The following is a 19,841-nucleotide window of genomic DNA, read 5'->3' as shown; positions in this document are numbered from 1 at the left end:
AGCGAGACACAGGAGACCCTCATGCCCGACAAGCGCACCCGACTGGCCGTCATCATCGGCAGCACCCGCAGCGGCCGGTTCGCCCCGACCGTCGCGAACTGGTTCGCCGACGAGGCCCGCCGGCGCGCGGACCTCAGCGTCGACGTCATCGACCTGGCCACGGCCGGGCTCCCCGACGTGCTGCCCGGCGACGACTGGGACCTCCCGCAGCCGGTGCTCGGCCTGGGGCCGTGGCTGGACACCGCGGACGCCTTCGTGGTGGTCACCCCGGAGTACAACCACAGCTTCCCGGCGCCGTTGAAGACGGCGATCGACTGGTTCCACGCGGAGTGGGCGGCCAAGCCGGTCGGCTTCGTGTCCTACGGCGGTCTGGGCGGCGGGTTGCGGGCGGTGGAGCAGCTGCGGCTGGTGTTCGCCGAGCTGCACGCCACGACCGTCCGCAACTCGGTCAGCTTCCACAACTACTGGGAGGCCTTCGACGCCGACGGCCGGACCGACGACCCGGCCGCACACGGGGCGGCCAAGGGGATGCTCGACCAGCTGGTCTGGTGGTCGGACGCGCTGCGCGCGCACCGCGGGCGCGTCCCGTACGCGGTCGGCGACTGATCCCGGGCGGGCCGACCCGCCCCGGCGCACGAGGGGGCAGCCGGGGCGGGCCGGGGAACCGGGGGCTCAGTGCCGGAGCCCGGCCTCCTTCAGCAGCGGCATGACCCGCTCGCCGAAGTACTTGAGCTCCTCGTTGTAGTCGATCAGCCCGAAGATCATGCCCTCCATGCCGGCCTCGTGGAGGCGGCCGAGCTCCTCGGTGACCTGCTCCGGGGTGCCGACGATCGGGTAGCCGCCCCAGCCCGCGATGAAGCGTTCCTGCATCTCGCGCACGGCGTGGTCGAACGACTGGCTCTCCCCGGAGCCGGCGATCTTGATGACGTTGCCGGCGGCACCCCAGTCGCCCTCGTCGACGACCTGCTGGAAGGCCCGCTTGGCCTCCTCCTCGGTGTCGCGGCACACGACCAGCCCGTAGGTCATGGCCTTGATCTCGCGCTGGTAGTCCTCACGAGCCTTCGCCCGCAGCGCGTCGGTGTAGCTCTTGATGTTCTCCAGGGTGTCCAGCGAGGCGAAGTTGATGTCGACGTTGCGGGCGGAGAACTCGATGCCGCGCGGTGAGTTGCCCGCGTTGAGCAGTGCCGGGCGGGGCGCCTGGTGCGGCTTCGGGTACGCCTCGAGCAGGTCCCCGGTGAAGAACTCGGAGTCGATGCTGAAGGAGCCCTCCTCGGTCCAGAGCCGGGTGGCGAAGTCGAGCCACTCCTGGCCGAAGTCGTACCGCGCGTCGTGCTCGCGCTGCTCGCGGCCGAACATCTCCATCTCCGGCGGCACCCAGCCCATCACCAGGTTGAGCGCGAACCGGCCGCCCGAGATGTGGTCGATCGTGGTGGCGGCCTTGGCCGCGACGATCGGGTGCACGGTCGGCAGGTGCGAGGTGGCGCCGATGGCGATCCGCTCGGTGGCCTCGGCCAGGCCCGCGGCCCAGGCGTAGGTCTCGAAGCAGTTGCCGTTGAAGTTGGTCGAGCCGCCGAAGCCCTTCCAGCGGGCGACCGGGACGAGCACGTCGAAGCCGAGCCGGTCGGCCCGCTGCGCGATCTCCTTGGTGTGCGCCCAGGTGACCTCGTACGTCGACGGGGCGTGGCTCATGATCAGCCCGTGCGAGCAGTTGGAGCCGAACAGGCCCAGCTTCATCTTCTGGTCGCCGAACAGCGGGTTGGTCTGCGTGCGGTCGACCAGCGGCCGGGTCTCCTCGACCGGGCGCGGGTCGGTGGGGTTGAGGCCGAGGCGCTCGTTGGCGGTGACGGTCACGGTGTCTCCTTCGACAACGGGGAAAGGGGTCAGCCGAGCTGGAAGGGGTCGCGGGTGCCGCCGGTCAGCTCGACGAACACGGACTTGTTCTCGGTGTACTCGTGGACCGCGTCGACGCCGTTCTCCCGGCCGATGCCGCTGGCACCGACGCCGCCGAACGGCATGTTGGGGGCGATCACGCGGTAGGCGTTGATCCAGACGGTGCCGGCGCGCAGCTTCCCGGCGACGCGGTGCGCGCGGTGCACGTCCTTGGTCCAGACGGCGCCGGCCAGGCCGTACGGGGTGTCGTTGGCCAGCTTCAGGGCCTCGTCCTCGTCGGTGAAGGTGTAGGCGGCCAGTACCGGGCCGAACACCTCCTCGCGCACGATCGTGCTCTCCGGGGTCACGTTCGTGACGACGGTCGGCTTGACGAACAGACCGCCGCGCTCGGCGTCCGGTTCGCCGCCGCAGGCGAAGACGGCGCCCTCGTCGGCGGCGCCGCGCAGGTAGCCGAGCACCTTCTCGTACTGCGGGCGGTTCGCCACCGGACCCATCTCGGTGTCGGCCTCGGTCGGGTCGCCGAGCCGGATCGCGTTCGCCCGGGCCACGACCTTCTCGACCAGCGCGTCGTGCACGTCGGCATGCACGATCAGCCGGGAGCCGGCCATGCAGGTCTGGCCGGTGGCGGCGAACACCCCGGCGACCAGCCCGTTCGCGGCGGCGTCGAGGTCGGCGTCGGGGAACACGATCTGGGGAGACTTGCCCCCGAGCTCGAGGGTGACCCGGTTGACGTTCGCGACGGCGGCCTGCGCGACGGCCGTGCCGGTGGCGGTCGAGCCGGTGAAGGCGATCTTGTCGACCCCGGGGTGGTGCGCGAGCGCCTCGCCGGTGGAGCGGTCCCAGCCGGTGACGACGTTGAGCACCCCGGCGGGCAGCCCGGCCTCGTGCAGCACCTCGGCGAACGCCACCGTGGAGGCAGGCGCGTGCTCGGACGGCTTGACCACCATCGTGCAGCCGGCCGCCAGCGCGGGCGCCAGCTTGAACGTCAGCAGCAGCAGCGGCGAGTTCCACGGCGTGATCGCGCCGACGACGCCGACCGGCTCCCGCACGGTGTAGCCGAAGTAGTTCGGGTTCACCGGGGGCACGGTCCGGCCCTCGATCTTGTCGGCGAGCCCGGAGAAGTAGTAGTACCACTGCGGGAGCCCGACGAGCTGGCCGCGCATCTCGCGCAGCAGCTTGCCGGAGTCGTTCACCTCGAGGCGGGCCAGGCGCTCGGCGTTCGCGGCGATCGCGTCCCCGCAGCGGCGCAGGATCGCGGCCCGTTCGAAGCCGGTCATCGCGCCCCACTCGCCGTCCAGGGCGGCCCGGGCGGACGCGACCGCGGCGTCGACGTCGGCCGGGCCGCCGTCGGCCAGCTGCGCCCAGGACGTACCGGTGTAGGGGTTCTGGGACTCGAACGCGCGGCCGGAGGCGGCGCCCACCGACCGCCCGCCGATGAACATCCCGAACTCCTCCAGCGCCCCTGTCGACTGTCCTGTCATCGGCTCTCCTGTCCTCGGCTCTTCCGTCTGTGACCCGTCGTGGGCGGTGCGCCCCGGCTGCGGCGAGACGCTAGGGACGGCGTCGACGGACCCGATATCCGTCGACGGCAGCGGGACAGCCGTTCCGTGCGTGGGGCGCGGAGGTGCACCGGACCTGCACTGCGCGGATGGCGCGCTGCACTCTGCGGCTGGTAGGGGCGGTGACGACGGCCATAAGCTGGAGATCGACGACGGGACCGGCGGGGCACGAGGAGGTGTCGGTGGTGACGCGTACCCGGCTCGACGACAGGGCGGTTCCGCACGACGTGCCGACGCTGGCCCGCTACCCGGTGCTCGGCACGCGGTCGCTGGAGGAGGCCCGCGACGCCGTCACCCGGATCTACCTCGACCACGAGCTGACCGCCGCGGACGACCGGGTGGCGATGACCCTGAACGCCACGTCGGACCGCGTGTTCACGGTCGGCTACCTGACCTACCGGTCGGCGGCGCAGCTGGTCATGCCGGCGACGGAGGAGAACTACCACGTCAACCTGACCGTGGCCGGTGAGACCCGCGCCGAGCGCACCGACGGCGGACGCGCCCGGACGGCCGCGGGCCGGTCGGGCATCGTCCTGCTGCCCGACCAGCAGAACACCGTGCGCTGGACGCCGGACGCCGAACAGCTGATCCTCAAGATCCCGCGCAGCAGCCTGGAGACCCACCTGAGCGAGCAGCTCAACCGCCCGGTCCACGACATCGTCGAGTTCGACTACGGCGTCGACCTCACCACCCCGGCGGGCCGGACCCTGCTGGCGTCGGTCGAGTTCCTGGCGCGCGAGCTCGACCGCCCGGGCGGGCTTGCCGAGATGCCGATCGCCCGCGAGCAGCTCGAGGCGTTCGTGATGACCCAGCTGCTGCACGCGGGGCGCCACCGCTACAGCGACGCGCTGGCCGCGCCGCCGGACCCGGTGCGGGCGGGGCGGCTCGGCCCGGTCCTGGAGTACATGGAGCAGCACGCCGACACCCCGCTCACCCCGCAGGAGCTGGCCCGGGTGGGGTGCATGAGCATCCGGACCCTGCACGCGGCCTTCCAGCAGGAGCTGGGGGAGTCGCCGATGAACCACCTGCGGCGGATCCGGCTGGACCGGGTGCGGGCGGAGCTGCTGCGCTGCGACCCGGCCACCGTGCGGGTCACCGACGTGGCGCTGCGCTGGGGCTTCTTCCACCAGAGCCGGTTCGCCCAGCAGTACCGGGAGCGGTTCGGGGAGCTGCCGCGCGAGACCCTGCGCGGCCGCGGCCCGGCCCCATCGGCGTCCGGCTCGTAGCCTGGGGGCATGACGGCAGCCACGGAGATCACGTTCGAGAACACCTTCGCCCGTGATCTGGACGGCCTGTACCTGCCGTGGGAGGCGGCGCCCGCGCCCGAACCGCGGCTGGTGCTGCTCAACGAGGCGCTGGCTCGCGAGCTGGGCCTGGACCCGGCGATGCTGCGCTCGCCCGAGGGGCTCGGCCTGCTCACCGGGACGGCGGTGCCCGAGTCCGCGACGACCGTCGCGCAGGCCTACGCCGGCCACCAGTTCGGCAACTACTCACCCCGGCTCGGGGACGGCCGTGCGCTGCTCGTCGGCGAGCTCGTCACCCCGGACGGCCGGCGCCGCGACCTGCACCTGAAGGGGTCCGGGCGGACGCCGTTCGCCCGCGGTGGCGACGGGAAGGCGCCGCTCGGGCCGATGCTGCGCGAGTACCTGGTCTCCGAGGCGATGCACGCGCTCGGGGTGCCGAGCACCCGCTCGCTCGCCGTGGTCGGGACCGGCGAGCACGTGATGCGTGAGCGTGGTCCGGAGCCGGGGGCGGTGCTGGCGCGGACGGCGTCGAGCCACCTGAGGGTGGGGACGTTCCAGTTCGCGGCCGCGACCGGCGACCCCGACGTGCTGCGCCGGCTGGCCGACCACGCGATCGCCCGGCACCACCCGGACTGCGCCGGTGCGGACCACCCGTACCTGGAGCTCTACCGCCGCGTCGTCGGGGTCCAGGCCAGGCTGATCGCGCAGTGGATGCACCTCGGGTTCGTGCACGGCGTGATGAACACCGACAACATGACGATCTCCGGCGAGACGATCGACTACGGCCCGTGCGCGTTCCTCGACGCGCACGACCCGGCCACCGTCTACAGCTCGATCGACGAGGGCGGTCGCTACGCCTACGGCAACCAGCCCGGCATCGCCCAGTGGAACCTGGCCCGCTTCGGGGAAGCGCTGATCCCGCTGCTGGCCGACGACCAGGACGAGGCGATCCGGCTGGCCACCGAGGTGCTGCAGGGGTTCGCCGAGGAGTACCTCACGGCCCGCGACGACGGGTACCGCGCCAAGCTCGGCCTGCCGGCGGGGCTGGACGCCGGCCCGCTGCTCACCGACCTGTTCGCGCTGCTCGAGGCGCAGAAGCCGGACCACACGCTGTTCTTCCGGCGGCTGTCGGACGCGGCCCGCGGCGACGCCGGCCCGGTGCGCGAGCTGGTCGGTGACCCGTCCGCACTGGACGAGTGGCTCTCGTCCTGGCGGGCGGCCGGCCCGTCGCCCGAGGAGATGGACCGGGTCAACCCGGTCTACGTGCCGCGCAACCACCTCGTCGAGGCGGCACTCGGCGCGGCCGTCGTCGACGGCGACCTGGAGCCGGTGCAGTGGATGCTGCAGGTGCTCGCCCACCCCTACGACGAGCGCGAGGGGTACGAGCGCTACGCGCAGCCGGCCGGGCCGGACGCGCCGCCGTTCATGACGTTCTGCGGGACCTGAGCCCCGCACGCCCGCCCACCCTCCCGCACCGCCGCGCCCGCACCGCACCGCCGCGCCCGCCCGCACCGCCGCGCCCGCTCGCCTCGCCGAGATGCAGCCCAGCGTCGTGTGGTGATCGACAATTCGCGCTGGTGTGCATCTCGGTGGGGGAGTCGTGCGCCGGCGCGGCACGGCCGGCGGCTATGCTCGGTGACGCGGACGAGTCGGTCGGGCGGCCGCGTCGGGAACCGGGTTCCGATCCGGGGCCCGTCGAGGAAAGTCCGGACTCCACAGGGCAGGGTGGTTGCCAACGGCAACCCGGGGCGACCCGCGGGACAGTGCCACAGAGAACAGACCGCCTCCGATCCCCGGATCGGCGGTGAGGGTGAAACGGTGGTGTAAGAGACCACCAGCACCCCGGGTGACCGGGGTGGCTCGGTAAACCCCACCCGGAGCAAGGTCGAGAGGCCGCACACGCGTGCGGCTGCGCAGGCGTTCGAGGGCTGCCCGCCCGAGCCTGCGGGTGGACCGCTGGAGCCTGCCGGCGACGGCAGGCCGAGATGGATGGTCGCCGAACGGTGCACCGTGAGGTGCCCGGGAACAGGATCCGGCTTACAGACCGGCTCGTCCGCACCCGTTCCCGGCGCTCGTTGACTCGGCGCTCATGGGCCCGGCGCTCGTTCCCAGATCTCGTGGGGGAGACTCCTCCCGCCACCTTCAAGCTATAGCCGACCCCGGGGCTTGTGGCAAGACCCCGGTGGCGCCGCAGAATCTCCCGCCGTGACCGGCTCCGGCCGGTCGTCCGGAGTGTCGGTGAGTGGGGGGTTCATGATCGACGTCGTCATCGCGGGTGCCGGGCCGACCGGCCTGATGCTGGCCCGCGAGCTGCGCCTGCACGGGGTGCGGGTGGTCGTGCTCGACAAGGAGCCCGAGCCGACCGAGGTGGTGCGTGCGCTCGGGCTGCACGCCCGCAGCATCGAGGTGATGGACCAGCGCGGTCTGCTGGAGCGGTTCCTCGCGCACGGGAACCGGCACCCGCTCGGCGGCTTCTTCGCTGCCCTCCCGGCACCGCCGCCCGAAGGCCTCGACACCGCGCACGGCTACGTGCTCGGCATCCCGCAACCGGTGATCGACCGGCTGCTGGCCGAGTGCGCGGCCGAGCTCGGTGCCGAGGTCCGTCGTGGCCACGAGCTGACCGGCCTGGACCAGGACGACGACGGGGTGACCGTCGACCTCGCCGGCGGCGCGCAGCTGCGCGCGCGGTTCCTGGTCGGCTGCGACGGCGGGCGCAGCACCGTCCGCAGGCTGCTGGGTATCGGGTTCCCCGGCGAACCCAGCCGGGCCGAGACGCTGCTCGGCGAGATGCGGGCCACCGCGGACCCGGAGACGGTGACCGCCGTGGTGACCGAGGTCCGCCGGACCGTCACACGGTTCGGGCTCGGCCCGCTCGGGGACGGGGTGTGGCGCGTCGTCGTGCCCGCCGCTGGGCTCGCTCCGGACCGCTCGGTCCCGCCGACGCTCGACGAGTTCCGGGAGCAGCTGCGCCGGGTCGCCGGCACCGACTTCGGCGTGCACTCGCCGCGCTGGCTCTCCCGGTTCGGTGACGCCACCCGGCTCGCCGCCCGCTACCGGTCCGGGCGGGCGCTGCTGGCGGGCGACGCCGCGCACGTCCATCCGCCCGTCGGCGGGCAGGGGCTCAACCTGGGCGTCCAGGACGCGTTCAACCTGGGCTGGAAGCTGGCCGCCGAGCTGCACGGCTGGGCCCCGGAGGGCCTGCTGGACAGCTACGAGGCCGAGCGGCGCCCGGTGGCCGGCGCCGTGCTGGACAACACCCGTGCGCAGACCGAGCTGATGTCGCTCGAACCGGGTGCCCGGGCGGTGCGGCGGCTGATGACCGAGCTGGTGGCCTTCGAGGACGTGAACCGGCACCTGACCGAGAAGATCACCGCGATCGGGATCCGCTACGACCTCGGCGACGACCACGACCTGGTCGGCCGGCGGTTGCGGGACGTGCCGCTGGGGCGCGGGCGCCTCTACGAGCGCATGCACGACGGCCGCGGGCTGCTGCTGGACCGGACCGGCAGCCTGTCGGTGGCCGGCTGGGCGGACCGGGTCGACCAGGTCGTCGACCACGTCGTCAACCAGGCCGTCGAGGGTGGCACCGAGCCGGCCGTGCCCGCCGTGCTGCTGCGCCCGGACGGGCACGTGGTGTGGGCCGGGGAGGATCAGCAGGAGCTGGAGGACCGGCTGCGCCGGTGGTTCGGTACGGCCGCGCCCGCCGCAGTCTCGTCCACCCCAGTCTCGTCCACCGCGGCCTCGCCCGCTGCGGCCTCGTCCGCCGCCGCCTCGTCGGCCGTGGCCTCTCCGACCGAACTGCGGGCCGTGGCCGGGCGGTCCTGAGCCGGAGTGATCGCCGGTCGTGGGGCACCGCGGACGCGGGGCGCTCCACGGCCGGCGATCACCGGGTCGTCGTCAGGACCCGGCCCGGCCGATCGCGTCGACGATCCCGTCGAGGATCGGGGCGCCCGACGGCGTGGCCCCGAGGGTCCACAGGAAGTCGTGCAGCATCCCGTCGAACCGCGTGCTGGTGACCGGCACGCCGGCGGCGCTCAGCTTCCCGGCGTAGGCCTCGCCCTCGTCGCGCAGCGGGTCGTACTCGGCCGTCGCGACGTAGGCGGGCGGCAGCCCGGAGCAGTCCTCGCGGCGGCCCGGGCACAGGTAGTCCTGGTCGTCGGACTGCGCGCCCAGGTAGTGCGCCCAGAACCACTCCATCGCGCCGCGGGTGAGCAGGTAGCCCTCGGCGTTGTCGGTGTAGCTCGCCGTGGAGAAGTCGAAGTTCGTCACCGGGAACAGCAGCACCTGGGCGGCGATCGCCGGACCGCCGCGGTCCTTCGCGGCCTGCGCGACCGAGGCGGCGAGGTGCCCGCCCGCCGAGTCACCGGCGACGACCAGGCGCGCCGGGTCGGCGCCCAGTTCCGCGGCGTTCGCGGCGGCCCACTCGGTGGCGGCGTAGCAGTCGTCGAACGCGGCCGGGGCGATGTGCTCGGGTGCGAGGCGGTAGTCGACCGACACGACGACGGCGCCGGAGCGGTTCGCGATCGTGCGCAGCGGCCGGTCGACGATCTCGAGGTCGCCGATCACCCAGCCACCGCCGTGGAAGTAGACGACCAGCGGGCGCGGCCCGTCGCCGTCGGGCGTGTAGATCCGCACCGGGATCCGGCTCGCCGGGCCGTCCACCCGGCGGTCCTCGACCGCGATCGGCTCCGGCTCGCCCTGCAGGTCGAGGAAACCCTTCGTCGCCGCCCGCGCGGCGGGCACGGTCATCTGCGGGAACGGGGGCATGCCGGCCTCGGCGAGACCGGCGAGCAGGGCTTGGGCTTCGGGGTGGACGGGCAACGCTGCCTCCGGGGTCGGGCCGACGGGGATCGGATCGGGGCCGTGACGGCCCTCACACGATGATCCTTCGCGGCCGAGGATACGAGATCCCGGGCCGAAATCGACCCCCGTCCGGCCGCGATCAGCTCACGCAGAACTCGTTCCCCTCGGGGTCGCGCAGGGTGGTGGTGGCCGGGCCGCGGTCGGAGGTCACCCACAGCACCTCGGCGCCCAGCGCGACGAGCCGCTCGACCTCCCCCGGCGCGTCGTCCGGGCCGACCTGCAGGTCGAGGTGCACCCGGTTCTTCGCCGCCTTCGGCTCCGGCACCCGCTGCACGAAGATCCGCGGGCCCGGTCCGCGGCAGGTGGCGACGTCGCGGAAGGAACGCCGGTCGCCGTCGGTCACCGCCTCCTCCTCGGTGAGGTGCCCGGCGGCCAGCAGGCCGGTGACGATCTCGGTGTGGTCCTCGACCTCGTAGCCGAGCGCGGCGGCCCAGAACCGGGCGAGCGCGTGCGGGTCGGTGGCGTCGAAGGCGATCTGCAGCGTGGGAGGCATGCGGTGAGCCTGCCGGGCCTCGCGGACAGGTCCGGTCCTGGTTCGCGGTGGGCGCGCGGATCGGGCCGGCCGGGAGCCCGGAAAGTGTCGGGGGTGCGGTCCATCATCGGCCGCGCCGCCGACCCCCGGGAGTTGCCATGACCGACTCGACCGCCACCGACCCGACCCCGCCCGACCCGACCTCGATCGACTCGACCCCGCCCGCCTCGACCGCCACCGGCTCGACCGCCTCCGACCCGGCCGCCACGGGCCCCGCCGCCACGGACCCGGCCGCCACCGACGCCGCCACGACCGACCCGAACCCGCCCGTCGCCGACCCCGACCCGGTGCTCGCCGAGATCACCGCCGCGGTGGAGGCCGGGCGGGGCGGCGAGCGGGTCGCCGCCCGGGAGCGGTTCGCCGCGCTCTGGGAACGGATCACCGGGGCCGGCGACCCGTTCCACCGCTGCGTGCTCGCGCACTACGCGGCCGACGTACAGGACGATCCGCTCGAGGAGCTGCGCTGGGACGGGCGGGCGCTGGCCGCGGCGGACGAGGTGACCGACGAACGGGTCCGGGCCCATCACGCATCGCTGCAGATCGCGGGCTTCTACCCGTCACTGCACCTCAACCTGGCCGACGTGCACCGCAGGCTCGGTCACGACGCCGAGGCGGGCCGGCAGCTGGAGCTGGCGCGGCAGCGCAGCGACGCCCTCGGCGACGACGGCTACGGGCACATGATCCGCTCCGCCATCGAGCGCTGCGGGCAGCGACTGGAGCGCGGCGACCGCTCCGGGGACTCGTGACCCGGTCGGCCGCGGCGGGCCGGGGCGTGCGGCGCGGGCAGGAGGGAGCCCGCGCCGCACGCCTCCGGGGTGTCACGGCCGTGACGTCCCAGGCCGTGACGTCCCAGGCCGTGACGTCCCAGGTCGTGGCTTCGCAGGCCATGACATTGCAGTCAGACCACGGCGCCGTCGGAGGGGCGGGTGCGGGCCCGGTCCGCGCGCGACGGGTGCCGGCGCCCGGCCTTGCCGACCGGCTGCTTCGCCCGGCCCACCTGACGGGGCGTCCCGGTCCACCGCTGCTCGAGCAGGATCGCCACCGGCCCGGCGACGACGATCGTCGAGATCGTGCCGACCACGATGCCGACGATCAGCGCGAGCGCGAAGTCGGCCAGCGTCGCACCGCCCACGAACAGCAGCATCGTGAGGATCACCAGCGTGGACACACCGGTGTTCACCGTCCGCGGCAGCGTGGAGAGCACGGCCGAACCGACCACCCGGTGGAACGGCACCTTCGCGTTCCGGGCCCAGTGCTCGCGCACCCGGTCGAACACCACCACCGTGTCGTTGACCGAGTAGCCGATAACGGTGAGCAGTGCGGCGAGGAAGACCCCGTCGGCGGTCCGCCCGGTCCAGGCGAACACCCCGACGACCACCGCGATGTTGGCGAACAGCGCGGCGACCGCGCCCGCGCCGAGCGTCCAGCGGAACCGGTACGCCAGGTAGGCGAACTGGGCGAGCAGGGCGACACCGAGGGCGATGAGCCCGCCGCGGGCGAGCTCGGCACCCAGGCTCGGGCCGATCATCTCGTCCCGCAGCACCTCCGCGCCGCCGCCCGCGGCGCCGACGGCCTCGCGCAGCGCGCCGACCGCGGCGTCGTCGAGCTCGCCGGCGCGCAGCGAGACCGCGCCGTCACCGGTGGTGGTGACCTGAAGCTCCGGGTAGCCGGCGGCGCCGACCGCGTCCCGGGCCTGCTCGGCCGAGACCGGGTTCGTCGTCGTGAACTCCACCAGCCGCCCGCCGGTGAACTCGACACCGAGCTCGAGGCCGCGCACGAGCAGCCCGCCGAGCGCGACCGCGACGACCACCCCCGCGACGACCAGGATCCGCGCGGACCTCTTCAGGAACCCGGGGTCGAGGGCCTCGAGCCGGGTGCGGATCGGGCCGATCGCGGCGATACCGGTGATCGCGGGGCGCTTGCGCACCGCGGGGATCCGCAGCACGGCGAGGGTCAGCAGCCGCGAGAGCACCAGCGCCGAGAACAGCGACACGAGCACACCGATGACCAGCGTGACACCGAACCCGCGTACCGGGCCGGACGCCAGCCCGAACAGCAGCACCGCCGCCAGCAGCGAGGTGACCGCGGCGTCACCGACCGCGGACAGCGAGTGCCGGTAACCGTTCTCGGAGGCACGCTCCAGGCGTGGTCGTGCCGCGTACTCCTCGCGCGATCGTTCCGCGATGAGCACGTTGGCGTCGACGGCCATGCCGACCGCGAGCACGAACGCCGCCAGTCCGGGCAGGGTGAGGGTCGCGCCGAGTCCCGTCTGCACCGCGTAGGCGGTGATCGCGTAGCCGCCGAGCGCGACGACCGCGACCAGGCCGACCAGCCGGTAGACGACGATCAGGAACACCCCGGCCAGGGCCGAGCCGATGATCGCGGCGAGTGCGCTGGCCTCGATCGCGTCGGCACCGAGCGTCGGGCCGACGGTCCGCTGCTCGATGATCTCGACCGGGACCGGCAGGGCGCCGCCCTCGATGAGCACGGCCAGCTCCTGGGCCTGCTCGGGGGAGAAGTTGCCGGTGATCTGGGTCTGGCCGCCGACCATCCCGATCTGGCACTGGATGGGCGGGTCGACCTGCGGCGAGGAGATCACCTGGTCGTCGAGGACGATCGCGACCCGGCGCTGCGGGTCCCCGGGCGGCGCGCAGGCGGCCTGGCCGGTGAGCGCCTGCCAGCGGGCGGGGCCCTCACCGTCGAAGCTCACGTCGACGATGTGGCCGACCCCCTGCGGGTTCGGCGCCGACATCGCGGAGCTGATCATGTCGCCCTGCAGCGCGGGCGGCGCGAGGACCAGCGGCTGCCCGGCCTCGTCGACGGTCGGCTGCGCCTGCGGGGAGCCGCCGCCCACCGGGGCCGCGCCGAGCACGGGGTGCATGGTCAGCTGGGCGGTGCGGCCGAGGGTGTCGGCGGCCTCGGTCGGGTCGGTCAGGCCGGGCAGCTCGACGATGATCCGGTTCTCGCCGGAGCGGGTCAGCGACGGTTCGGCGACACCGAGCGCGTCGACACGGCCGCGGAGCACCTCGAGGACGCGGTCGGTCGCCTCGGCGTCGGCGGCCACCTCCTCGGTGTCGCGGGTCTCGAGCACGATCTGGGTGCCGCCGCGCAGGTCCAGGCCGAGGGTGGGGGCGGTGGTGAGCGCGACGAGGCCGGACGCGACGAGCACGGCCAGCGCGATGAGTGCTCGCCACAGGACGGGGCGTTGGGGCACGGGGTTCCTCGGGGGAGAGCGTCCCGGGGAGCCGGGACGGCGGGCAGGGGCGGGCTGCGGAGCCGGCCCGGTACCGGACGGTGGGTGCGGGTGCAGGACCCGCGGTCGCACCGGTCACCGGGGGCTCAAGCCCGCGGGGGTCCGCGCGGGTCGGTGGGGGAGCCGTGCCCCGGGTCGAGTCCCGCGGTCGCGCTGCGGACCACCGCCGTCCCGGACGGGCCGGTCGTGACGACACCGGGCAGCGCGGGCAGCAGGGCGTCGAGCAGCGGACCGGGATGCCCGGCCGGGGTGTCGCCGCCGGGGAGCGGCCCACCGGCGGCGAGCCGGCCGGGCAGCGTGCCCGCCGGCCCGGCGACGGCGGGTGTCCCGTCGTCGCCGACCGACGCCGGCACCGGGGCCGGGTGCTCCGCGGGCGGGCCGGTGACCGGGGCGAGCACCGCGACCAAGCACAGCGCGAGCAGCGCGACGAGGCGTGCGGCGGGGCTGCGGGTCGGGCTCACGTCCGGTTCCGTCCGGTTCGGGGGGAAGCTGCGTTTCGTCCTCGACGGTACCGGCGCGCCCCGGGGCGCAGCGGCCCGGTCCGGCGTGCCCGGACGGTGCCGGGGGGCGCCGGGGGCGTCTCCGGGGCACGGCAGAATCACCGAGGCCACACGCACGTACGCCACAGGGGGAGGACCCGTGACCACGGAGACGATCGAGTTCCAGGCCGAGGCGCGCCAGCTGCTCCGCCTGATGATCCACTCGATCTACTCGAACAAGGACGTGTTCCTGCGCGAGTTGATCTCGAACGCGTCGGACGCGCTGGACAAGGTCCGGCTCGCCGCGTATCAGGACAAGGATCTCGACGCCGACGCGTCCGACCTGCACGTCGAGCTGGTCCCGGACGCCGAGGGCCGTACGCTCACCATCCGCGACAACGGCATCGGCATGACCCGCGACGAGGTCGTGGAGCTCATCGGCACGATCGCGAAGTCCGGAACCGCGGACCTGCTCGCCCGGCTGAAGGAGGCCGGCGACTCGGAGCACGCCCAGGAGCTGATCGGGCAGTTCGGCATCGGCTTCTACTCCTCGTTCATGGTCGCCGACCGGGTCGAGCTGACCACCCGCAAGGCCGGGACCGGCGAGGGCGTGCACTGGACCTCGGACGGCGAGGGCTCCTACACGATCGAGCCGGTCGCCGACGCACCGCAGGGCACCGCCGTCACGCTGCACCTCAAGGCGTCCGACGCCGAGGACCAGATGCACGACTACGCCGACCGGACCGTGCTGCGGCGGATCGTGAAGACCTACTCCGACTTCATCACCTGGCCGATCCGGATGCCCGCCGAGGCGCCCGCCGAGGACGCCGCCGAGGCCGGGGACACCATCGAGGATGCCGCTGAGAACTCCGCCGACGACACCGCGGCCCAGGCCGCTGCGCCGGAGACCCTCAACTCGATGAAGGCGCTCTGGGCCCGGCCCCAGAAGGACGTGACCGAGGAGGAGTACGCCGAGTTCTACCGGCACGTCAGCCACGACTGGCAGGAGCCGCTGGAGACCATCCGGCTCGCCGCCGAGGGCACCTTCGAGTACCAGGCGCTGCTGTTCCTGCCGCAGATCGCGCCGATGGACCTGTACATGCGCGACGCCCGCCGCGGCGTGCAGCTCTACGTGCGGCGCGTGTTCATCATGGACGACTGCGAGGCGCTCGTCCCCGAGTACCTGCGCTTCGTCAAGGGGGTCGTCGACGCCGCCGACCTGTCGCTGAACGTCTCGCGGGAGATCCTCCAGCAGGACCGGCAGATCTCCGCGATCCGCCGCCGGCTGGTGCGCAAGGTGCTCTCCACGATCGGCACAATGCGTGACGAGCAGCCGGAGAAGTACACGACGTTCTGGGAGCAGTTCGGCCGCGCGCTCAAGGAGGGCCTGCTCTCCGACCCGGACAACCGGGAGACGATCCTCGGCGTGTCCGCGTTCCGGTCCACGCACGACTCCGAGGGTGCCGAGACGACCTCGCTCGCGGCCTACACCGAGCGCATGCGCGAGGGCCAGGACGCGATCTACTACATGACCGGCGACTCGCCTGCCGCGATCGAGGCCTCGCCGCACATGGAGGCGTTCCGGGACAAGGGCTACGAGGTCCTGCTGCTCACCGACCCGGTCGACGAGGTGTGGGTGGACGCCGTGGAGGGCTTCGACGGCACCCCGTTCCGTTCGATCGCCAAGGGCCAGGTCGACCTCCAGACCGACGAAGAGAAGGAGCAGGCCGAGGAGCGGAAGACCGAGTTCGCCGGGCTCTGCGAGTGGATGGCCGGGGTGCTCGGTGACGACGTCAAGGAGGTCCGGCTGTCCTCGCGGCTCACGACCTCCCCGGCCGTGCTGGTCGGCGACGAGTTCGACATGACCCCGACCCTGGAGAAGATGTACCGGGCGATGGGGCAGGAGCCGCCGAAGGTGCAGCGGATCCTGGAGCTGAACCCGTCGCACCCGCTGGTCACCGGGCTGCGGGACGCGCAGTCCGGCGAGGGCGCGGAGACGAACGCCGAGCTGGCCGAGACCGCGGAGCTGCTGCACGGCATGGCGCTGCTCGCTGAGGGCGGCGAGCTCGGCGACCCGTCCCGGTTCGTCGGGCTGCTGGCGGGGCGCTTGCAGCGGACGCTGTGATCCGCCCGGCCGGGGCGGCGCCGCGCTGCGGGGACCCCCTGGCCGGCGCGTACTGGTGAACGACTGAACAGGTGTCGAATCGGACGGGGGTCGGGGCTATCGTGTGCGGGTGCCCCGCTCCCGTCCCGCCCTCTCGCGTGCCGTGGTCCCGGCCGCGGTGCTGCTCGTCCTGACCCTGCTCACCGGATGCGGTGCCGGGGCCCCCGCCCCGGACGGCACCGCCCCCGACAGCACCGCACCGGAGGGGGCCGACCCGGCGACGCTGCTCAACTGCGACATCGAGGTCCCGGTGGAGCGCCCCGAGCGGATCGTCGCCATGTTCCAGAACGGGATCGAGGCGGTGCTCGCCCTGGGGGCGGGGGACCGGCTCGTCGGCGCCGCCTACCTGGACAACCCGCTGCCGCCCGGGCTCGCCGCCGACTTCCACCCCGAGCAGGACCGCCCCGTCTACTGGCCCGACGAGTACCCCTCGCGCGAGGAGGTGCTGCGGCTCGCACCGGACCTGGTCGTCTCCGGGTTCACCGGGGCCTTCACCCGGGAGGGCCTCGGCACCCGTGCCGACCTGGCCGACGCGGGCGCCGACTCGTTCCTGTTCAGCTCGTACTGCCCCACCACCGACGGGGGCACCCAGGAGTCCCTCGGCGCCGTCGACGTGACGTTCGAGGGCGTGCAGCGCGACCTCACCGACCTGGGGCGCCTCCTCGGGGCCGAGGACCGGGCCGCGGAGATCAACTCCGGTATGCAGGCCACCCTCGACGACGTCGCGCGCCGCCTCGGCGGCGTGACCGAGCGGCCGCGGGTGGCGATGCTCAACGCCCCGTCGGACACCGGGGAGCTGCGGGTGTTCGGCACCGGTGACGTCGCGACCACGATCATCGAGGCGGCCGGGGGCGTCCAGGCGTTCGACACGATCCCGGGCCGGCAGCGGACCGTCTCGGCCGAGGGGCTGATCGCGGCCCGGCCGGACGTCATCGTCGTCCCGGCCTGCTGCGGGGCGGACACGGGGCCGGAGGCGGCCGAGCCGCTGGCGCAGCAGCTGCGGACCGACCCGGCGCTCGCGACGGTGCCCGCGGTGCGCGACGGGCGGGTGTACACGACGACGTTCGCCGAGGTCAGCCCCGGGATCCGGAACGCCGACGCGGTGGCGGCCCTGGCGGCCCGGTTGCACCCCGACCGGATGGGCTGACCGGCGGGCGCGTACCGGGATCGGGGTAGCGGCGGGGTGAACGCCGAGCATCCGCCCGGCGCCGTTGCCGAGCGGACGGCTGAGACCGTAACCCGTCCGCGCGGCGGGCGGAAGGGCCGGGCGGCTACGGGCCCGGCGGCGGTGCCGGCTGGGCCGGGCCGGGCAGCGGCGGGTGCCCCGGACGCAGGCCGTCCAGCAGCAGCGCGACGAAGCGCTGTCGCTCCTCGCCGGTCGTGTCGCGGGCGTCCTCGGCGCCCTCGGCGACCGCCAGCGCCATGACCAGCACCGCGGACAGGTCGCGGGAGGTCAGCTCCGGCCGGACCGCTCCGGCCTCGCGGGCGCGGTCGAGCAACCGGTTCAGGACCCGGCCGTAGCGCTGGACCGACTCGACGTCGAACGCTCCCGCCTCGCGGGCCAGCGTGAGGATGGTGCGGCGCCCGGCGATCGCCTCGACCGCGCGGGACAGCGATCCGGCGAGGTCGGACCACGGGTCCCCGTCGCCTGCCGCGGCGGTCGGTTCGACCTCGGCCTCGAACACCGCCTCGAGCACCGCGCGGACCAGCAGGTCCCGGGTCCGGAACCGGCGGTAGAGGGTGGCGACGCCGACCCCGGCCCGGCGCGCGATCTCCTCCAGCGCGATGTCCGGGCCGTCGGTCTCGAACGCCGTCGCGGCGGCCTCCACCAGACGACGGTGGTTGCGCGCGGCGTCGGCGCGCAACGGCCGGGCCGGGCCGGGTCCGGGCGCGGTGCTCATCGCGCAACGGTAGCGCTCACCAGGTCACGGGCAGGGAGTGCATGCCGTAGACGAAGTGGTACGCCCGGAACGCCGACGGCGGTGACTCGCCGTCGACGGCGAGGGCCGGGAACCGGCGCAGCAGCGCCGGGAACGCGGTCGTCATCTCCCGCCGGGCCAGCGGCGCACCCAGGCAGTGGTGCACGCCGTGCCCGAACGCGACGTGCCCGGCCGCGCCGCGGCGGACGTCGAGCCGGGCGGGGTCCTCGACCCCGGCGCCCGGGTCCCGGTTCGCGGCCGGCAGCGAGCACAGGACCAGCCCGTCCCGCGGGATCGCGACGCCGCGGATCTCGGTGTCGCGGGTCGCCACCCGCACCACCCCGGTGTGGACGATGGTCAGCCAGCGCAGCAGCTCCTCGACCGCGGGCCGGGCGGCCTCGGGGTCGTCCCGGACGAGCGCGGCCTGCTCCGGGTGCTCCAGCAGGGCGAGCGTGCCGAGGGACAGCATGTTGGACGTGGTCTCGTGCCCGGCGATGAGCAGCAGCGAGGCGATGCCGACCAGCTCGGCGTGGGTCAGGTCCCCGGCGTGCTCGCGAACCAGCATCCCGAGGATGTCCTCGCCGGGCTCGGCGAGGGCGCCGTCGACCAGCCGCGACATGTACGCGCGGCTCTGCCGGGACAGCGCCAGTCGCTCGTCGGTGGGCAGCGACAGGTCCAGCAGCCGCGACGACCGCTCGGCGAACTCGTCCCGGTCGGCGTAGGGGACACCGAGGAGCTCGCAGATCACCAGGGAGGGCACCGGCAGCGCGAACTCCTGCACCAGGTCCGCGCCCGGGCCGGCCTGCTCCAGGGCGTCCAGCCGGTCCTCGACGATCTCGGTGATCCGGGGCTCCAGCCGGGCCATCCGGCGCTGGGTGAACTCCGGGGTCAGCAGCCGCCGCAGCCGGGTGTGCTCGGGCGGGTCGTGGGCCAGCAGGTTCCCGGCACGCATCTCGGCGAGCTCGGCGTCGGAGAGCTGCGGCCCCTCGGGCCGGCGGATCCGGACGCCCGCGGCGTTGGAGAACGTGTCCGCGTCGCCGAGGACCTCGCGGACGTCGTCGTGGCGGGTCACCAGGTAGGCGTGGGTGCCGAAGGCGCCGCGCACCAGCGGGACGTCCCCGGCCTCGCGGAAGCGGTCGAGCTCGGGATCGGGGGTGAAGCGGTCCCGGCGCATGTGCAGCGGCAGCGGTGCGGGACGGGCGGGGGTCTCGGTCACGGTGGTGGGCCCTCCGGGTCGCGGATGCGCGTCCACCTCGACGTTACTCGAAGAAACGATAGGGCGCTCTCCATTCCATCCGGCCGGGCGGCGCCACCACCGGCCGTAGCAGGATCGTCGGCGTGCGCACCGAACTCCGCGTCCTGCCGACCGCCGACCTCGGGTGCGAGGGCAGGCGCGGGCTCCGCGCGCTGCTCGACGCCGCGTTCACCGGGTTCGACGAGCACGCCTGGGACCACGCCCTCGGCGGCCTGCACGTGCTGGCCGGGCCACCGGACGCGCCGGTCGGGCACGCGGCCGTCGTCGGGCGGCGGATCGTGCACGCCGGTGCCGCGCTGCGGACCGGCTACGTCGAGGCGGTCGCGGTGCACCCGTCGGCGCAGGGCCGCGGGCTCGGAGCCGAGGTCATGACGACGGTCGGGCACCTGGTCCGCGGGGGGTTCCGGCTGGGTGCGCTCGGGGCCGACGGCCCGGCGGCACGCCTGTACCGCAGGCTCGGCTGGCGGACCTGGACCGGGCCGCTCGCAGCGCTGACCCCGCACGGGGTCGTCGACACGCCCGATCAGCAGGGCAGCGTGCTCGTGCTCGCCGCGGGCGCCCGGCTCGATCCGGGGCTCCCGCTGGTCTGCGACTGGCGCGACGGCGAGCTGTGGTGACCGGCCGCCCGGGATCCTTCGCCGGAACGACCGGCGCGGTTCACCCACCGGACAGGTCGCCGACGG

The 19,841-nt window shown here is 74.2% G+C and carries 16 protein-coding genes and 1 other RNA gene; 9 read left to right on the top strand and 8 right to left on the bottom strand.

Annotated features, from left to right (window positions below):
* The first annotated feature begins 21 nt into the window (after nucleotides 1-21).
* The gene (locus BM093_RS08640) at nucleotides 22-606 is read left to right on the top strand and encodes an NADPH-dependent FMN reductase (protein WP_093339991.1); all 585 of its coding nucleotides are present in this window, start codon (nucleotides 22-24) and stop codon (nucleotides 604-606) included.
* A 66-nt stretch (nucleotides 607-672) separates the two neighbouring features.
* Here the strand turns inward: BM093_RS08640 and BM093_RS08635 are convergent, their stop codons facing one another.
* Nucleotides 673-1,851 (bottom strand): LLM class flavin-dependent oxidoreductase, encoded by a 1,179-nt coding sequence (locus tag BM093_RS08635; protein WP_093339987.1) that lies wholly within the window; start codon nucleotides 1,849-1,851, stop codon nucleotides 673-675.
* A gap of 29 nt (nucleotides 1,852-1,880) precedes the next feature.
* On the bottom strand, nucleotides 1,881-3,371 hold the full coding sequence (locus BM093_RS08630) for an aldehyde dehydrogenase (RefSeq protein WP_093339982.1): 1,491 nt from the start codon (nucleotides 3,369-3,371) through the stop codon (nucleotides 1,881-1,883).
* A 260-nt stretch (nucleotides 3,372-3,631) separates the two neighbouring features.
* Between BM093_RS08630 and BM093_RS08625 the strand changes: the two genes are divergently transcribed.
* From BM093_RS08625 to rox, 4 genes are all read left to right on the top strand, one after another.
* The gene (locus BM093_RS08625) at nucleotides 3,632-4,675 is read left to right on the top strand and encodes an AraC family transcriptional regulator (RefSeq protein ID WP_245773389.1); all 1,044 of its coding nucleotides are present in this window, start codon (nucleotides 3,632-3,634) and stop codon (nucleotides 4,673-4,675) included.
* Between the two features lie 9 nt (nucleotides 4,676-4,684).
* Nucleotides 4,685-6,139 carry a protein adenylyltransferase SelO gene (locus BM093_RS08620; protein WP_093339973.1) on the top strand — a complete coding sequence of 485 codons (1,455 nt, stop codon included), beginning with the start codon at nucleotides 4,685-4,687 and terminating at the stop codon, nucleotides 6,137-6,139.
* A gap of 199 nt (nucleotides 6,140-6,338) precedes the next feature.
* Nucleotides 6,339-6,749, top strand: an RNA gene (gene rnpB, locus BM093_RS08615) — RNase P RNA component class A.
* A 197-nt stretch (nucleotides 6,750-6,946) separates the two neighbouring features.
* Entirely contained in the window at nucleotides 6,947-8,518 is a 1,572-nt protein-coding gene (rox, locus tag BM093_RS08610; RefSeq protein WP_093339969.1) for a rifampin monooxygenase, read from the top strand.
* Between the two features lie 72 nt (nucleotides 8,519-8,590).
* Here the strand turns inward: rox and BM093_RS08605 are convergent, their stop codons facing one another.
* Together BM093_RS08605 and BM093_RS08600 are read right to left on the bottom strand one after the other, a co-directional pair.
* Nucleotides 8,591-9,514, bottom strand: a complete 924-nt coding sequence (locus BM093_RS08605; RefSeq protein WP_093339964.1) for an alpha/beta hydrolase — start codon at nucleotides 9,512-9,514, stop codon at nucleotides 8,591-8,593.
* Nucleotides 9,515-9,635: 121 nt separating this feature from the next.
* Complete coding sequence (locus BM093_RS08600; RefSeq protein WP_093339961.1) at nucleotides 9,636-10,049, bottom strand: VOC family protein; 414 nt, start codon at nucleotides 10,047-10,049, stop codon at nucleotides 9,636-9,638.
* A gap of 137 nt (nucleotides 10,050-10,186) precedes the next feature.
* On the opposite strand from BM093_RS08600, the gene BM093_RS08590 reads away from it, so the two are divergent.
* Complete coding sequence (locus BM093_RS08590) at nucleotides 10,187-10,834, top strand: hypothetical protein (RefSeq protein ID WP_425439125.1); 648 nt, start codon at nucleotides 10,187-10,189, stop codon at nucleotides 10,832-10,834.
* A 152-nt stretch (nucleotides 10,835-10,986) separates the two neighbouring features.
* Here BM093_RS08590 and secD read toward each other — a convergent pair whose 3' ends face one another.
* Nucleotides 10,987-13,302: a protein translocase subunit SecD gene (gene secD, locus BM093_RS08585; protein WP_093339958.1), complete on the bottom strand. Its 2,316-nt coding sequence runs from the start codon at nucleotides 13,300-13,302 to the stop codon at nucleotides 10,987-10,989.
* Nucleotides 13,303-13,427: 125 nt separating this feature from the next.
* On the bottom strand, nucleotides 13,428-13,802 hold the full coding sequence (locus BM093_RS08580) for a hypothetical protein (RefSeq protein WP_093339955.1): 375 nt from the start codon (nucleotides 13,800-13,802) through the stop codon (nucleotides 13,428-13,430).
* Nucleotides 13,803-13,980: 178 nt separating this feature from the next.
* On the opposite strand from BM093_RS08580, the gene htpG reads away from it, so the two are divergent.
* Both htpG and BM093_RS08570 read left to right on the top strand, forming a co-directional pair.
* The gene (htpG, locus tag BM093_RS08575) at nucleotides 13,981-15,945 is read left to right on the top strand and encodes a molecular chaperone HtpG (protein ID WP_093339952.1); all 1,965 of its coding nucleotides are present in this window, start codon (nucleotides 13,981-13,983) and stop codon (nucleotides 15,943-15,945) included.
* Nucleotides 15,946-16,054: 109 nt separating this feature from the next.
* The gene (locus tag BM093_RS08570) at nucleotides 16,055-17,131 is read left to right on the top strand and encodes an ABC transporter substrate-binding protein (protein WP_093340145.1); all 1,077 of its coding nucleotides are present in this window, start codon (nucleotides 16,055-16,057) and stop codon (nucleotides 17,129-17,131) included.
* Between the two features lie 124 nt (nucleotides 17,132-17,255).
* On the opposite strand, the gene BM093_RS08565 is transcribed toward BM093_RS08570, so the two are convergent.
* Nucleotides 17,256-17,885 (bottom strand): TetR/AcrR family transcriptional regulator, encoded by a 630-nt coding sequence (locus BM093_RS08565; RefSeq protein WP_093339950.1) that lies wholly within the window; start codon nucleotides 17,883-17,885, stop codon nucleotides 17,256-17,258.
* Between the two features lie 16 nt (nucleotides 17,886-17,901).
* On the bottom strand, nucleotides 17,902-19,119 hold the full coding sequence (locus BM093_RS08560; protein ID WP_245773388.1) for a cytochrome P450: 1,218 nt from the start codon (nucleotides 19,117-19,119) through the stop codon (nucleotides 17,902-17,904).
* 122 nt (nucleotides 19,120-19,241) lie between these two features.
* Here BM093_RS08560 and BM093_RS08555 point away from each other — a divergent pair, with 122 nt between their 5' ends.
* On the top strand, nucleotides 19,242-19,775 hold the full coding sequence (locus BM093_RS08555; RefSeq protein ID WP_093339947.1) for a GNAT family N-acetyltransferase: 534 nt from the start codon (nucleotides 19,242-19,244) through the stop codon (nucleotides 19,773-19,775).
* Nucleotides 19,776-19,841 lie beyond the last annotated feature (66 nt).

Origin of the sequence: Pseudonocardia ammonioxydans (assembly GCF_900115005.1) — a bacterium.
GTDB classification, from domain to species: Bacteria; Actinomycetota; Actinomycetes; order Mycobacteriales; family Pseudonocardiaceae; genus Pseudonocardia; species Pseudonocardia ammonioxydans.
This window is presented reverse-complemented; position numbering and strand designations above follow the sequence as displayed.